This window comes from Pseudomonas sp. BS3767, assembly GCF_900099665.1.
In the GTDB taxonomy this organism is placed as follows: Bacteria; Pseudomonadota; Gammaproteobacteria; order Pseudomonadales; family Pseudomonadaceae; genus Aquipseudomonas; species Aquipseudomonas cerasi.
On the sequence record NZ_FNCX01000003.1, the window covers coordinates 808,389 to 823,492 of the forward strand.

Here is a 15,104-nt window from a genome sequence, read left to right on the forward strand (position 1 = left end):
GATTTTCCTGAGGTTTTTGCATGAGCCAGTCCTTTGATATCGCCGTAGTCGGCGCAACCGGTACTGTCGGCGAAACCGTTGTGCAGGTTCTGGAGGAGCGCAATTTCCCGGTCGGCAATCTGTACCTGCTGGCCAGCATCGAATCCGCAGGCCACTCGGTGCCGTTTCGAGGCAAGAATGTGCGCGTACGTGAAGTCGACGAGTTCGATTTCAGCACGGCGCGCATGGCGTTTTTCGCTGCAGGACCTGCGGTCAGTCGCAGTCACGCCGAAAAGGCGGTAGCGGCGGGGTGCACGGTCATCGACCTGTCGAGCGCATTTACCGCAGTCCAGGCACCTAATGTCGTGCCGGAAATAAATGCTACGCTTTTGCACAACCGTGGCGTCGCTCCTTGTCTGGTTGCCAGTCCCAGTGCTTCTGCCACTGCGGTTGCCCTGGCTTTGGCGCCGTTGCTCGGCCTGATCGATATACAGTCGGTGGCGGTAACGGCGTGTCTGGCGGTATCGGCACTGGGGCGTGAAGGCGTCAGTGAGCTGGCTCGTCAGACCACCGAGCTATTGAATGTTCGCCCGCTGGAAGCGCGGTTTTTTGATCGTCAGATGGCGTTCAACCTGCTGGCGCAAGTAGGGACACCAGACGCGTCGGGGCACCTGCCGCTGGAAAGGCGTCTGGTCGAAGAATTGCGCGAACTGCTGGCGCTGCCATCGCTCAAAGTGTCTGCGACCTGCATTCAGGTACCGGTGTTCTTTGGTGACAGCTTCACGGTAGCGTTGCGCACGGCCGGGGCGGTCGACGTGGCGGCGGTCAATGCAGCACTCGAGTCTGCAGACGGAATCGAACTGGTCGATGCGGGGGATTACCCTACGCCGGTGGGCGATGCGGTGGGCCAGGACGTGGTTTATGTGGGACGCGTCAGGGCGGGAACCGACGATTCCGAGCAGCTCAATCTGTGGCTGACCTCGGATAATGTGCGCAAAGGCGCTGCGCTCAACGCTGTGCAGGTTGGCGAATTGTTGATAAAAGACTATGTGTAAAAGATACTTGGCAACAATTTGAATAATTGTTCTAGCGGCGATACGCCTTACACCCAAATGCAGGACAACCTCCCCGGATCTCGGGGAATCTTTAAACAAGGGATGGGCTATGGTTCAGGTTCGTAAACTGGTATTAGCAATCGCTGCGGCATCAGCGCTGTCATCGGGTATGGCGCAGGCGCTGGGGCTCGGGGAATTGTCGGTCAAGTCGACCCTGAATCAGCCATTGGTAGCGGAAATCGAGTTGACCGAGGCTCAGGGGCTCAACGCAACGCAAGTTGTGCCCAGCCTGGCCACCACGGCCGACTTCGCGCAGGCGGGTGTGACCCGTCAGGCATTTCTCAACGATCTCACCTTTACCCCGGTTATCAATGCCAGCGCTAAAAGTGTTCTGCGCATTACTTCCAGCAAGCCGGTGCGCGAGCCTTATGTGAAGTTTCTGGTTCAGGTGCTCTGGCCCAATGGCCGGTTGCTGCGTGAGTACAGCCTTCTGCTCGATCCGCCGAAATTCTCTCCCGAGGCAGCCGCTGCGGCTGCAGCCCCGGCCCCCGCTGCAGCGCCCGCGGCGCCTGCGCAACTGGCAACGGTAGCCCCGTCGGCTGAAGCGCCGGCAGCCGAGGCGCCAGCACCAGCAGCCAACACATCCGCATTGCCGGCGCCAGCCGCCGACAAGCAGTCGCAGTACGTCACCGCCAATAACGACACCTTGTGGGAAATTGCTGCGAAGGTGCGCAATGGCGGGACTGTCCAGCAAACCATGCTGGCGATTCAGGCTTTGAATCCGGATGCGTTCATTGGTGGCAACATCAACCGCCTGAAGAAAGGGCAGGTGCTGCGCCTTCCGACCCCGCAGCAGACCACCGCGCTGCCGCAATCACAGGCAGTGGCAGAAGTTTCCCGGCAATACAGCGCCTGGCGTGAAGGTCGCCGTCTGCCGGCCGGTACACGTCAGGTCGATGCTACCCGTCGTGACCGCGCCGGTGCGGCGCCTTCCAAAGTGGATACCTCCGATAACCTCAGTCTGGTTTCGGCAAGCGGCAAGCCGGCGGCAAAAGGTGCGGCGGGCGACAGCGATCTGGGCAACAAGCTGGCCGTGGCTCAGGAAGCGCTGGATACCACACGTCGTGATAATGCCGAGCTGAAAAGCCGCATGAACGACCTGCAAAGCCAGCTCGACAAGCTGCAGCGTCTGATCGAGTTGAAAAACGGTCAGTTGGCCAAGATGCAGGCCGCTGGCGCAGCCGTGCCTCCACCTGCCGCTACCCCGGAAGCTGCAACGCCGGCCAACGCGGCGGTGCCTGCCTCGCTGGTCGACGCCAACGGTGCTCCGGTCAAACCGGCTGGCGAGATTGCGCCTGAAGATGCATTGCCTGCCGGTGCTGCCGAAGTTGCGACGCCGGCGCCAGAGCAGCCGCTGGCGGTGGAGCCGGTTGCTGCAGCAGACGAAGACCAGGACGCGCTGCAGAAAATCATCAACAACCCTGTACTGCTTGGCCTGATCGGCGGGGCGGTACTGCTGATTCTGGCCTTGCTGTTGTTGTTCCTGGCGCGTCGTCGCGCGGCGAAGGCCGAAGCCGAGAAGCACAAGCGCATGGCGCGTGCGCTGGCCGAGGAGTCGGATTTCGTCTCGGACATGGACATGAATGCACCGCCCGCCAGCTTCGACGGGCTTGATGTGCCGCCGCCCAACGTGCGCATGGGAGGCGCCGCAGCAGCCGTTGCCGGTCGTGAACGTCCTGCCGATCCGCTGGTTCAGGCCGAGATCCATATCGCTTACGGTCGTATGAATCAGGCGATCGAGCTGCTGGAAGAAGCCGTCAACGAAGACCCCAAGCGCGACGATATCCGTCTGAAACTGATGGAAATCTACGCCGAGCAGGGTAACAACAAAGCCTATGCCGCCCACGAACGTAAACTGGTGGCTGCGGGAAAGCTTGAAGCTGAGGTCGAGCAGCGGGAAGAACTTAACTCGACCCTGAAGCCGGTGGCACCTGTTGCTGCGCCGCTGGCTTCTGAAACCTCTACTGCATCGGCTGCTCCTGCCGTCGCTGCAGCCGCCGCGGCGGCTACAACGGCCGCACTGGTTGCAGAGCTCGATGCCAAATATCTTGAAGAGCTGCTGGCCGATGATTCGGCAGAGCAGGAGCCTGAGCCTGAAATTGTTGCAACGCCTGAGCCTGAGCCGGAAGTCACCGCTCCGCTGGCCGCAGAGCCTGTCGAAGAGGCAGACCCGTTCGATAACGATTTTGACTTGAGCCTGGACGAGTTCGAAGAACCGTCTGTGCCTGAAGTCTCTACCGTTAACGATCTCGATGACCTGATGCTCGACGAGCCCAAGGTCTCGGCGGTAGCGGATGACGAAGAGCTGAGCTTCGAGTCTGTCATGCAGCAGCAGGAAGAGGCCCGTGCAGCGGCAACGCCGCAGGACCTCGCCGACTTCGATCTGGACTTGTCCGAGGAAGACCCGGCCCTCAAGAGCGAAGATGATTTCCTGCTCGGCCTTGGCGAAGATCCGCTGGATTTGGGTGAAACCTCGCCTACACCACCGGTCACTGATGACCTCGAGCTTCCAGAGGATTTCGACCTGTCGCTGGCGGACGAGATTGAAACCGATCAGGCAAGCCAGGCATTCGCGACTGAAATCGACGACGTCAACGCCGAGCTTGAGCGTCTTTCGCAGAATCTCGAACATCCGCCGCTCGATGAGCCAAGATTCACCGCCGAGGATGCGGCAGCGCTGGATGACGAGCCGGACTTCGACTTCATGGCTGGTACTGACGAGGCGGCGACCAAGCTTGATCTGGCGCGTGCCTACATCGACATGGGCGATGCGGACGGCGCTCGGGATATTCTTGATGAGGTCGTCACCGAGGGCGATGACGGTCAGAAAAGCGAAGCGCGGGAGATGCTTTCGCGGCTGGCCTGATTCAACCCCGGCAACCTGCACACGGCCGCTTATGCGGCCGTTTGCATTTCAGATGTCCGGCTTGAGTAGCGTGTTTTTTTTGCGGCCGTATAATGGCCGACTTTTCGCGAACCGACAGGCTGTACCACTTTGGCGAACATAGATAACCCGGCCGCCGAGATGGCGGCCGAGGGCTTTTCCCGAATCGCGCTGGGCGTCGAGTACAAGGGCTCGCGCTATTGCGGCTGGCAGCGTCAGGCGTCCGGCGTGCTGACCGTGCAGGAAACCCTTGAAGACGCTTTGTCAAAAGTGGCCGCGTCACCGGTGTCACTGATGTGTGCCGGTCGCACGGACGCGGGGGTGCATGCCTGTGGTCAGGTGGTGCACTTCGACACCCAGGCCGAGCGCACCATGAAGGCCTGGGTCATGGGCGCCAATATCAATCTGCCCCATGATGTCAGCGTCACTTGGGCCAGAGTCATGCCGGCCACCTTTCACGCGCGCTTCAAGGCCATCGCCCGGCGTTATCGGTATGTGATCTACAACGATCAGATCCGCCCGGCGCACCTGAATCAGGAAATTACCTGGAACCACCGCCCGCTGGATGTCGAGCGCATGGCGCAGGCTGCCGAATACCTGGTGGGTACTCACGATTTCAGTGCCTTTCGCGCCGGTCAGTGTCAGGCCAAGTCGCCGGTCAAGCAGTTGCACCATCTGCGCGTGACCCGTCACGGCAAGATGATCGTGATCGATGTGCGCGCCAATGCCTTTCTTCATCATATGGTGCGCAATATCGCCGGAGTGCTGATGACCATCGGCACCGGCGAGCGTCCGGTCGAGTGGGCGCGGGAGGTGCTGGAAAGCCGGATTCGGCGTACCGGTGGTGTCACGGCCCATCCTTACGGGCTGTACCTGGTCGGGGTCGAGTACCGTGATGAGTTCCCGTTGCCCGAGCGCTATATCGGTCCTCATTTTCTTACGGGCTTTGCGGAATTGGACGGCTGACGATCCCGGCAGCATTTGCTAACATCCGGGACTTTCCGAAAGGCTTGAGGTTACTCACGACATGTCAGCCGTTCGCAGCAAGATCTGCGGGATTACCCGCATAGAGGATGCACTGGCTGCCGCCGAGGCAGGTGCCGACGCTATCGGTCTGGTGTTCTATCCGAAAAGCCCGCGTGCGGTGACGGTATTGCAGGCGCGTGCCATCATTGCCGCGTTGCCGCCGTTCATCACCACCGTTGGCCTGTTCGTCAACGCCAGTCGCTGTGAGCTCAACGAGACGCTGGATGCCGTCGCGCTGGACATGCTGCAGTTTCATGGCGATGAAACACCCGATGAGTGCGATGGGTATCATCGCCCGTACATCAAGGCGCTGCGGGTCAAGGCCGGTGATGACATTGCCGGGGTCTGCCGGACCTATCGCAATGCACGCGGCGTGCTGCTCGATACCTACGTTGAAGGGGTGCCCGGCGGTACCGGAGAAACCTTCGACTGGGCATTGATTCCGGACGACCTGGACAAGCCGGTCATCCTGGCGGGCGGGCTGACGTCCGCCAATGTGGCGCAGGCCATCGCTCAAGTCCGGCCCTATGCAGTGGATGTCAGCGGCGGCGTTGAAAAGAGCAAGGGCATCAAGGATCGGGAGAAGATCCTGGCGTTCATGAGTGCGGTGCACGGCACCTGATGTGACGGCTATTGATCGGCCGCCGTCCATAAGCCTGTTCCCGCCACGAGGCACGCGGGTCGAATCGAGTAAGCGGTGGTGCCACTGAGCAACGCCGTCGTTGTGAAAAATCGGGGTGAGGGGCGCGCAGGTCCGGCCATGAGTCGATCGCTATCCTTTCATCGTCGTCCATATACGAATTTATCCGAGGGCATGCGACTGGCGTTTGATTTGTCAGTCGTTCGAGCCACACCGGTACTGGAGATATAAAGCATGAGCAACTGGTTGGTAGACAAACTGATCCCATCGATCATGCGTTCCGAGGTCAAGAAGAGCTCGGTTCCCGAAGGCCTCTGGCACAAATGCCCGTCCTGTGAGGCGGTGCTGTATCGCCCTGAGCTGGAAAAGACCCTGGACGTCTGCCCCAAGTGCAACCACCACATGCGTATCGGCGCACGTGCACGTCTGAACATTTTTCTGGACGTCGAAGGGCGCGAAGAGCTGGGTGCCGATCTCGAGCCGGTCGACCGTCTGAAATTCCGCGACGGCAAGAAGTACAAGGATCGCCTGACCGCTGCGCAGAAGCAGACCGGTGAAAAGGACGCGCTGATTTCCATGAGCGGCACCTTGCTGGGCATGCCGGTGGTGGCTTCGGCATTCGAATTCTCGTTCATGGGTGGTTCGATGGGTGCCATTGTCGGCGAGCGTTTCGTACGTGCCGCCAACTATGCGCTGGAAAATCGCTGCCCGTTCGTCTGCTTCGCCGCTTCCGGCGGTGCGCGCATGCAGGAAGCGCTGATCTCGCTGATGCAGATGGCCAAGACCTCGGCTGTTCTGGCGCGTCTTCGCGAAGAAGGGCTGCCGTTCATCTCGGTGCTGACCGACCCGGTCTACGGTGGCGTTTCCGCCAGCCTGGCCATGCTGGGTGACGTCATCGTCGCCGAGCCCAAGGCGCTGATCGGTTTTGCCGGTCCACGGGTCATCGAGCAAACGGTTCGCGAGAAGCTGCCTGAAGGCTTCCAGCGCAGTGAATTCCTGCTGGATCACGGTGCCATCGACATGATCGTCTCGCGCAGTGAGCTTCGTCCGCGCCTGGGTAACCTGCTGGCACAGATGATGAATCTGCCGACCCCTCGCTTTGTCGCACCCGTCATCGAGCCAATCGTCGTCCCGCCGGCACCCGCGACGATATGACCCCTACGTCCCTGAGCGACTGGCTCGCCTATCTGGAGCAACTGCATCCGTCGGCCATCGACATGGGCCTGGACCGGTCTCGACAGGTGGCGCTGCAATTGGGTCTTACACGCCCGGCGCGCCAGGTGATCACGGTGACGGGCACCAACGGCAAGGGCTCGACCTGCGCCTTTGTCGCTGCCTTGTTGCAGGCTCAGGGCTTGAAGGTTGGTGTCTACAGTTCCCCGCATTTGATTCGCTATAACGAGCGGGTGAAAGTGCAGGGCGTCGAGGTAACCGATCTGGAACTATGCGACGCCTTCGCTGCGGTCGAAGCGGCGCGCGGCGATGTCACCCTGACTTATTTCGAAATGGGCACGCTGGCGGCGTTCTGGCTGTTCGAGCAGGCCCGGCTCGATGCAGTGGTGCTGGAAGTCGGTCTGGGCGGTCGTCTGGACGCGGTCAATCTAGTGGATGCGGATCTGGCGCTGGTCACCAGTATCGGGGTCGATCATGCCGAGTATCTGGGCGACACCCGTGAGTCGGTCGCTTTCGAGAAAGCCGGGATCTTTCGCGCCGGTTGTCCAGCGCTGTGCGGTGACCCGGCGCCCCCTGAGCCGCTGCTGGCCAAAGCCCGCGAGCTGGGCTGTCCGTTGTTGCTGCGTGGCCGGGATTTCGATCTTTCCATAGGTGAAGACAGCTGGGACTGGCGTGGTGTCGCTCAGGGCGAGCAGATCGAGCTGCGCGGTCTGCCGCTGCTCGATCTGCCCATGCAGAATGCCGCGCTGGCGCTTCAGGCCTTTGCCCTGCTGGGGTATCCATTGCAAGCGGATGCGACAGGCAAGGTGCTTGCCGAGACCCGGCTCGCCGGTCGTCTAGATCGCAGGGTCGTCAGGTGGCACGGCAAGTCGCTCAACCTGCTTCTGGATGTAGGCCATAACCCCCATGCGGCCCGGTTTCTGGGCCAGCGCCTCGCGCGGCAGCCAGTTGGCGGCAAGCGTCGAGCGGTGTTTGGTCTGCTCAGCGACAAGGATCTCGACGGCGTGGTCGCGCACCTGGCACCGGTCATTGAAGAGTGGGCTGTTGCGCCGCTTCCTACCTCGCGCAGTCGGCCAGCAGAAGAGTTGCAGACGGCCTTGCAGAACCTTGGCGCCCGCGTGACGTCCTATCAGAGTATCGCGTTGGCGCTGGAAGCTCAGTGCGCGCATGCCACGCCCGATGACGAGATTCTGCTGTTCGGTTCATTTTACTGTGTTGCCGAGGCCCTTGAATGGTTGGCCCGGTACACCGATGAGGACGCTGCAAATGGCTTTGCTGGATAACGTATTCAAGCAGCGAATGGTTGGAGCACTGGTGCTGATCGCCGTGGCGGTCATTTTCCTGCCCATGCTTTTCACGCGTGAAGATGAAACACGTCAGGTGCAGGTCGAGGCGCCAGCCGCGCCTCAGGCGCCTGCAGCTGCGCAGGTGCGGGTCGATCCGGTGCCTGTTCCGGAGCCTCAGGTTCTGCCTCAGGAGCCTGTGCCGGGTGACGATGACATGAGCAGCAACCAGCCCCCTGCCATGCCGATCGCGCCTGCGCCGACTGTTCAGGCTGCACCTGCAGCGCCTGCTGCTCCGGTCTCCAAACCTGCTGCCAAACCGGCACCCGCTCCGGCGCCAGCGACGGCTGCTGCACCAGCAGCGACACCGGCTCCTGCCAAACCTGCAGCACCTGCTGGCGTCGATGCCAATGGTCTGTCGATCAGTTGGTCGGTGCAATTGGCAAGCATGTCCAATCGGGCCAATGCCGACAATCTGCAAAAGACGCTGCGTACCCAGGGCTACAACGCCTACATTCGCACCGCTGATGGCGTGAACCGGGTGTTTGTCGGCCCGCTCATCGAGCGCTCCGAGGCCGATCGCCTGCGCGATCAGCTCGATAAACAGCAAAAGCTCAAGGGTATTGTGGTGCGCTTTCAGCCCGAGCGCGGCTGACCGTTCGGCACCTGGTGCCCCTGGCACAAAGGAAAATGCCTCGCGCCGGTAATCGCTGCTTACCGGCAGGCGGACGCTCTGCTAAAATGCGCCGCCTTATCCGTCTGCAGGCTGCAACGTGCCATTTACTCCGGTTGACTGGGCAATTCTCGGAATTGTCGCCATCTCCGCCCTGATCAGTCTGAAGCGCGGCTTCGTAAAAGAAGCACTGTCGTTGACGACGTGGATCATTGCAGGTGTTGTGGCCTGGATGTTTGGCGCAGGGCTGTCGCAGTATCTGGTCAATTACATAGAAACACCTTCGGCCCGCGTGATCGCGAGCTGTACCATTCTTTTTGTCGCCACCCTGCTGGTAGGCGCCATGGTCAATTTTCTGATAGGCGAGCTGATTCGCGTCACCGGGCTTTCCGGGACCGATCGTTTTCTCGGCATGGTCTTCGGCGCAGCGCGCGGAGGCCTGCTTGTCGTTGTGGCGGTAGGGCTGTTGAGCCTGGGGCCGGTGCAACAGGATCAATGGTGGCAGCAGTCGAGGCTGGTGCCGCAATTTCTCATGGTCGCTGACTGGTCGAAAAACCTGATTCTCGGGATGTCCAGCAAGTGGCTCGCCAGCGGCATCAGCGTACCCGCTGACATGCCGTTCAAGGAGCAGATCCTGCCGTCTACAATGCCGCAGGATGTGCTCGGTAAATCCAGTTCCACTAAGTAGGGGTTGTGTCGCATGTGTGGCATCGTCGGTATCGTCGGCAAGTCGAACGTCAATCAGGCGCTGTATGACGCGCTTACCGTCCTCCAGCACCGCGGCCAGGACGCTGCCGGTATCGTAACCAGCCATGATGGCCGGTTATTCCTGCGCAAGGACAACGGATTGGTGCGCGATGTGTTTCATCAACGTCATATGCAGCGTCTGGTCGGGCATATGGGCATCGGTCACGTGCGTTACCCCACCGCGGGCAGCTCGACGTCGGCCGAGGCTCAGCCGTTCTACGTCAACTCGCCTTACGGCATCACGCTGGCGCATAACGGCAACCTCACCAACGTCGAGCAGTTGGCCAAGGAAATTTACGAATCCGACCTGCGCCATGTGAACACCAATTCCGATTCGGAAGTGCTGCTCAACGTATTCGCCCATGAGCTGGCCGTGCGTGGCAAGTTGCAGCCGACCGAAGAGGATATCTTCGCGGCAGTGACCGATGTGCATAATCGCTGCCGTGGTGGTTACGCGGTCGTGGCCATGATCACTGGCTACGGTATCGTCGGCTTCCGTGACCCGGACGCCATTCGTCCTATCGTGTTCGGCCAGCGTCATACCGACGAAGGCGTCGAGTACATGATCGCGTCGGAAAGCGTATCGCTGGACGTACTGGGCTTTACCCTGATTCGCGACCTGGCGCCGGGCGAAGCGGTCTACATCACCGAAGACGGCAAGTTGCACACCCGTCAGTGCGCGGCCAACCCCAAGTACGCACCGTGCATCTTCGAGCACGTCTATCTGGCGCGCCCGGATTCGATCATCGACGGCATCTCGGTCTACAAGGCGCGCCTGCGCATGGGCGAGAAGCTGGCCGACAAGATCCTGCGCGAGCGTCCGGATCACGATATCGATGTGGTCATCCCGATTCCGGACACCAGCCGGACCGCCGCTTTGGAGCTGGCCAACCATCTGGGCGTCAAGTTCCGCGAAGGCTTCGTCAAGAACCGTTACATCGGCCGGACCTTCATCATGCCGGGCCAGGCTGCGCGCAAGAAATCCGTACGCCAGAAGCTCAACGCCATTGAGCTGGAGTTCCGTGGCAAGAACGTGATGCTGGTGGATGACTCCATCGTACGTGGCACCACTTGCAAGCAGATCATCCAGATGGCCCGCGAAGCCGGTGCCAAGAATGTCTACTTCTGTTCTGCAGCCCCGGCTGTGCGCTACCCCAACGTCTACGGCATCGACATGCCGAGTGCTCACGAGCTGATTGCCCACAACCGCACCACTCAGGACGTGGCCGACCTCATCGGTGCCGACTGGCTGGTCTATCAGGATCTGAATGACCTGATCGAAGCGGTCAGCGGCAGCAAGAAAATCAAGATCGACAACTTCGATTGCTCGGTTTTCGACGGCAAGTACGTGACCGGCGACATCGACGAGCATTATTTGAACCGGATCGAGAGCGCGCGTAATGACGCCTCCAAGATCAAGACTCAGGCAGTGAGCGCGATCATCGATCTGTACAACAACTAATTGGGCAAGGAGTGGGCGGCATGACTCAGGAATGGGATGCAGGTCGGCTGGACAGCGACCTTGAAGGCGTAGGTTTCGATACCCTAGCCGTACGTGCCGGGCATCACCGTACACCGGAAGGAGAGCATGGCGAACCCATGTTCTTTACCTCCAGTTACGTATTTCGCACGGCCGCCGATGCGGCTGCGCGTTTCTCCGGTGAGGTACCGGGCAACGTCTACTCGCGTTACACCAACCCGACGGTGCGTTCTTTCGAAGAGCGCATTGCCGCACTGGAAGGTGCCGAGCAGGCTGTCGCCACGGCGACCGGCATGGCGGCAACCCTGGCCGTGGTGATGAGCCTGTGCAGCGCCGGTGATCACGTTCTGGTGTCACGCAGCGTGTTCGGCTCGACCATCAGCCTGTTCGACAAGTACTTCAAGCGCTTTGGTGTCGAGGTTGATTACGTTCCTCTCGCCGATCTGAGCGGCTGGGACGCGGCGATCAAGCCCAACACCAAAATGCTCTTCGTCGAATCGCCGTCCAATCCCCTGGCCGAGCTGGTCGACATCGCGGCCCTGGCCGAGATCGCGCACGCCAAGGGCGCGATGCTGATCGTCGACAACTGTTTCTGTACGCCGGCCTTGCAGCAGCCACTGTTGCTGGGCGCTGACATTGTCGTGCATTCGGCCACCAAGTTCATCGACGGCCAGGGCCGTTGCATGGGCGGCGTGGTTGCCGGGCGCAGCGAGCAGATGAAAGAAGTGGTCGGCTTCCTGCGTACTGCCGGGCCGACGCTCAGCCCGTTCAATGCGTGGATCTTCCTCAAGGGCCTCGAAACCCTGAACCTGCGCATGCGCGCTCACTGTGCCAATGCCCAGGCACTGGCCGAGTGGCTCGAGCAGCAGGATGGCATCGAAAAAGTCCATTACGCCGGGTTGAAGAGCCACCCGCAGCACGCGTTGGCCCAGCGTCAGCAAAAGGGTTTCGGCGCGGTGGTGAGCTTCGAGGTCAAGGGTGGCAAGGATGGCGCATGGCGCTTCATCGATGCCACGCGACTGATTTCGATCACCGCCAACCTGGGCGACAGCAAAACCACGATCACTCACCCGAGCACCACCTCTCACGGTCGTCTGGCACCTCAGGAGCGTGAGGCCGCAGGTATTCGCGACAGCCTGATTCGGGTTGCAGTGGGGCTGGAAGACGTGGCTGATCTGCAGGCTGACCTGGCCCGTGGTCTGGCGGCGTTGTGAATAGCGAGGCCAGCAAACCGGCCAGTGGCAAGCCGGGTGAGGCGTGGGCGTTGAAATTTTCCAGCGTCCACAATGGTCGTGTCGCCCTGGTGACCGGTGCCGCTCGCGGGATCGGGCTCGGCATTGCAGCGTGGCTGATTGCCGAAGGCTGGCAAGTCGTGTTGACCGATCTGGATCGTGCGCGTGGTTCGAAAGTGGCCGGTGCGCTGGGTGAAAATGCCCTGTTCATTGCCATGGACGTTGCCAGTGAAGAGCAGGTCGCAGCGGGCGTGGCCGAGGTGCTTCGGCAGTTCGGTCGTCTCGATGCGCTGGTGTGCAACGCCGCGATTGCCGATCCGCACAACACTACGCTGGAAAGCCTTGAGCTGTCGCACTGGAACCGTGTACTGGCAGTCAACCTCGGCGGTCCGATGCTGCTGGCCAAGCATTGCGCGCCTTACCTGCGTGCGCATTGCGGCAGCATCGTCAACCTGACCTCCACACGCTCTCGCCAGTCGGAGGCCGACACCGAAGCTTATGCGGCCAGCAAGGGCGGTCTGATGGCGCTGACACACGCGCTGGCGATCAGTCTGGGGCCGGAGATTCGGGTCAATGCTGTCAGCCCTGGCTGGATCGACGCGCGCGACCCCTCCTTGCGCAGAGCCGAGCCTTTGTCCGAGACCGATCATGCCCAGCATCCGGCGGGCAGGGTAGGGACAGTGGAGGACGTTGCGGCGATGGTTGCCTGGCTGTTGTCCAGAAACGCCGGTTTCGTGACCGGGCAGGAGTTCGTGGTCGACGGTGGCATGACGCGCAAGATGGTGTACGCCGAGTAGTTTGCGCGGACGAGCTTCGATTGAGCTATTGCTTGTGCTTTTGGTGTGTGGTGAGGGTTTTGTGATTGAGGCGGTTTTTAAAAAAACTTCAATCAGGCTATTGACTTAGGTTCGTTAGGTGCGTAAATTTCGCGGCCTCAACGAAGCAAAGGGTGATTAGCTCAGCTGGGAGAGCAGCTGCCTTACAAGCAGCGGGTCGGCGGTTCGATCCCGTCATCACCCACCATCGTTGAGTTTGAAAGCTGAAGTACGAGGGCTTTCAAAAGTGATTTTAAAAAGCTTACACGGACGCAAGTCCACAATGCGCAGCGGTAGTTCAGTCGGTTAGAATACCGGCCTGTCACGCCGGGGGTCGCGGGTTCGAGTCCCGTCCGCTGCGCCATATTTGTACAGATCGGGTTCTCCGGGTCTGCGATTGAAAAGCCCAAGTGTCTTTCGGTCACATGTACAGGAAGCAGCCTACCTAAGGTTTGTTTCAAACAGGTTTACAGCGATACGCAGCGGTAGTTCAGTCGGTTAGAATACCGGCCTGTCACGCCGGGGGTCGCGGGTTCGAGTCCCGTCCGCTGCGCCATACACCGCTTCAAGGCCCTTGAACTCCTTGAAGCAAACAAGAAAGCGGCCCTAGGGTCGCTTTTTTGTTGTCTGCATTTTGTGTGTCTGAGGGCCTGGCTTCGTGCGCCTGAGTGGTTTGTATCCAAATCCTTTTGAACTGTACGTTGATCCAGCGTCGGCCTTGTTGCAGACTTACCGCCATTTCCCAGTTCGCAGTCTTGCTGGCAGTCTTTTCCTTCCTCAGGATTTTCGATGTTTAAGCTACTGAACGTTCGTACCGCCCTCTGGATTTCTGCCGTGTTGATGGCAGCCGGCTGTTCATCGCCCAAGCAGGCGGTGTATGACCATGAACACTTCGACGACGCCGGGACCTTCTCCCGAAGCTACCCAGCGACCGACATGGCTTACTGCGAGGCGGGGCGGCGTGCCTTGCTGAGTCAGGGCTATATCATCACCAGCAGCGACCCTAAGATGATTGCCGGCCGCAAGAGCTTCCAGCAGACCGGCGATACGCATATCGAAATCAGCTTCAATCTGGTGTGCGCCGCCGATGCGAAGGATGGCAGTTCCACCATGTTCGCCAACGCGCTGCAAGACCGCTACGCGTTGAAGAAGACCAACAACTCGGCCAGCCTCGGTGTCGGCGTGCTGGGTTCCGTGTCGATGCCGATAGGCTCGACTGACGACTCGATGGTCAAGGTCGCCAGTGAGACCGTCTCGTCGGCAAAGTTCTACGAGCGCTTTTTCGGTCTGGTGGAAAACTTCCTGCCGCCTGAAGTGAAAAAGGCTGCGCATATTGTCGAGAAGCCCAAGGCCGACCTCGGTGTGCCTGACACGGCTCCCGCAGCCCCGGCGGCTCCCGCCAAGGCTGCCGAGCCTGCGAAGCTAGCGCCTGCGTCGTCAGAAAACGCGCCGAAGGCCGAGCCTGCTGCCGAACCGGTTACGCCTGCTGCAAGCGAACCAGTGCCTGCACCGTCCGAACCTGCTTCATTCAAGGCAGAAACGGTCGAAACACCGGCCGCAGAACCTGCCGAAAGCACCGCCCCCACGCCAGTCGAGCCCGCCCCGGCGCAGTAAGGTGTGGCGCGGAGCGTCGTGAACTGCATTCCCACGCTGGAGCGTGAGGAACGATAGTTGTCAGTCAGATCACCGTCGTGCCCATGCTCCGCGTGGGTATGCCGGTCTGGACGCTCTACGTCCTCTTGTGACGCGGAGCGTGAGGAACGCGAGATATCCCGGCCTTAGCCCAGAAACAGCCTGTACGCCGGGTTCTCGCTCTCGTCCCAATACGGGTAACCAATCTCATCCAGCGCAGCACCGACCAGATGCCGCTCTTCCTCCGGCACCACCAGCCCGGCAACCACGCGGCCGTCAGCAGCGCCGTGGTTGCGGTAGTGGAACATGGAGATGGTCCAGCGGCCGCCTAGACGGTTGAGGAAGTTGAACAGCGCGCCCGGTCGCTCCGGGAACTCGAAGCGCAGCACCACTTCATCATTGACCCGCTCGGCATGCCCGCCAAC

General features: G+C 60.7%; 12 protein-coding genes, 3 tRNA genes and 1 pseudogene. 15 read left to right on the forward strand and 1 reads right to left on the reverse strand.

Going from position 1 to position 15,104, the window contains the following annotated elements:
* The first annotated feature begins 20 nt into the window (after positions 1-20).
* The 15 genes from BLR16_RS12890 (at position 21) to BLR16_RS12960 (ending at position 14,661) form a co-directional block, all read left to right on the forward strand.
* The gene (locus BLR16_RS12890) at positions 21-1,034 is read left to right on the forward strand and encodes an aspartate-semialdehyde dehydrogenase (RefSeq protein WP_074807864.1); all 1,014 of its coding nucleotides are present in this window, start codon (positions 21-23) and stop codon (positions 1,032-1,034) included.
* A 109-nt stretch (positions 1,035-1,143) separates the two neighbouring features.
* A complete protein-coding gene (locus BLR16_RS12895) occupies positions 1,144-3,960 on the forward strand; it encodes a FimV/HubP family polar landmark protein (protein ID WP_074807867.1) in 2,817 nt (938 codons plus the stop codon).
* A gap of 159 nt (positions 3,961-4,119) precedes the next feature.
* Positions 4,120-4,944: a tRNA pseudouridine(38-40) synthase TruA gene (truA, locus tag BLR16_RS12900; protein ID WP_003368434.1), complete on the forward strand. Its 825-nt coding sequence runs from the start codon at positions 4,120-4,122 to the stop codon at positions 4,942-4,944.
* 61 nt (positions 4,945-5,005) lie between these two features.
* Entirely contained in the window at positions 5,006-5,626 is a 621-nt protein-coding gene (locus tag BLR16_RS12905) for a phosphoribosylanthranilate isomerase (RefSeq protein WP_003368435.1), read from the forward strand.
* A 252-nt stretch (positions 5,627-5,878) separates the two neighbouring features.
* Complete coding sequence (accD, locus tag BLR16_RS12910) at positions 5,879-6,799, forward strand: acetyl-CoA carboxylase, carboxyltransferase subunit beta (RefSeq protein WP_003318491.1); 921 nt, start codon at positions 5,879-5,881, stop codon at positions 6,797-6,799.
* Positions 6,796-8,100 (forward strand): bifunctional tetrahydrofolate synthase/dihydrofolate synthase, encoded by a 1,305-nt coding sequence (folC, locus tag BLR16_RS12915; protein ID WP_054080815.1) that lies wholly within the window; start codon positions 6,796-6,798, stop codon positions 8,098-8,100. The genes accD and folC overlap by 4 nt, the downstream gene beginning before the upstream one ends.
* Positions 8,084-8,755, forward strand: coding sequence for an SPOR domain-containing protein (locus tag BLR16_RS12920; RefSeq protein WP_003368439.1), 672 nt, complete (start codon positions 8,084-8,086; stop codon positions 8,753-8,755). Before folC ends, BLR16_RS12920 begins: the two co-directional genes overlap by 17 nt.
* A gap of 118 nt (positions 8,756-8,873) precedes the next feature.
* Positions 8,874-9,461, forward strand: a complete 588-nt coding sequence (locus BLR16_RS12925) for a CvpA family protein (protein ID WP_003318487.1) — start codon at positions 8,874-8,876, stop codon at positions 9,459-9,461.
* 12 nt (positions 9,462-9,473) lie between these two features.
* Positions 9,474-10,982: an amidophosphoribosyltransferase gene (purF, locus tag BLR16_RS12930; protein WP_003347797.1), complete on the forward strand. Its 1,509-nt coding sequence runs from the start codon at positions 9,474-9,476 to the stop codon at positions 10,980-10,982.
* Between the two features lie 20 nt (positions 10,983-11,002).
* The gene (locus tag BLR16_RS12935; RefSeq protein WP_003368440.1) at positions 11,003-12,214 is read left to right on the forward strand and encodes an O-succinylhomoserine sulfhydrylase; all 1,212 of its coding nucleotides are present in this window, start codon (positions 11,003-11,005) and stop codon (positions 12,212-12,214) included.
* A gap of 50 nt (positions 12,215-12,264) precedes the next feature.
* The gene (locus BLR16_RS12940; RefSeq protein WP_161428779.1) at positions 12,265-13,029 is read left to right on the forward strand and encodes an SDR family oxidoreductase; all 765 of its coding nucleotides are present in this window, start codon (positions 12,265-12,267) and stop codon (positions 13,027-13,029) included.
* Between the two features lie 150 nt (positions 13,030-13,179).
* Positions 13,180-13,255: transfer RNA gene (locus tag BLR16_RS12945), tRNA-Val, on the forward strand.
* 79 nt (positions 13,256-13,334) lie between these two features.
* Positions 13,335-13,411, forward strand: a tRNA-Asp gene (locus BLR16_RS12950).
* Between the two features lie 115 nt (positions 13,412-13,526).
* Positions 13,527-13,603 (forward strand) — tRNA-Asp (locus tag BLR16_RS12955).
* 233 nt (positions 13,604-13,836) lie between these two features.
* Positions 13,837-14,661 carry a DUF2242 domain-containing protein gene (locus tag BLR16_RS12960; protein ID WP_058397563.1) on the forward strand — a complete coding sequence of 275 codons (825 nt, stop codon included), beginning with the start codon at positions 13,837-13,839 and terminating at the stop codon, positions 14,659-14,661.
* Positions 14,662-14,825: 164 nt separating this feature from the next.
* On the opposite strand, the pseudogene BLR16_RS12965 reads toward BLR16_RS12960, so the two are convergent.
* Positions 14,826-15,104: pseudogene (locus BLR16_RS12965) on the reverse strand (threonine dehydratase); the annotation flags it as partial.

Bases quoted from the DNA above. Each gene is read 5' to 3' on its own strand.
- purF (WP_003347797.1), top strand. From the start codon at position 9,474: ATGTGTGGCATCGTCGGTATCGTCGGCAAGTCGAACGTCAATCAGGCG.
- BLR16_RS12895 (WP_074807867.1), top strand. From the start codon at position 1,144: ATGGTTCAGGTTCGTAAACTGGTATTAGCAATCGCTGCGGCATCAGCG.
- BLR16_RS12920 (WP_003368439.1), top strand. From the start codon at position 8,084: ATGGCTTTGCTGGATAACGTATTCAAGCAGCGAATGGTTGGAGCACTG.
- accD (WP_003318491.1), top strand. From the start codon at position 5,879: ATGAGCAACTGGTTGGTAGACAAACTGATCCCATCGATCATGCGTTCC.
- BLR16_RS12935 (WP_003368440.1), top strand. From the start codon at position 11,003: ATGACTCAGGAATGGGATGCAGGTCGGCTGGACAGCGACCTTGAAGGC.
- BLR16_RS12905 (WP_003368435.1), top strand. From the start codon at position 5,006: ATGTCAGCCGTTCGCAGCAAGATCTGCGGGATTACCCGCATAGAGGAT.
- BLR16_RS12960 (WP_058397563.1), top strand. From the start codon at position 13,837: ATGTTTAAGCTACTGAACGTTCGTACCGCCCTCTGGATTTCTGCCGTG.
- truA (WP_003368434.1), top strand. From the start codon at position 4,120: ATGGCGGCCGAGGGCTTTTCCCGAATCGCGCTGGGCGTCGAGTACAAG.
- BLR16_RS12890 (WP_074807864.1), top strand. From the start codon at position 21: ATGAGCCAGTCCTTTGATATCGCCGTAGTCGGCGCAACCGGTACTGTC.
- folC (WP_054080815.1), top strand. From the start codon at position 6,796: ATGACCCCTACGTCCCTGAGCGACTGGCTCGCCTATCTGGAGCAACTG.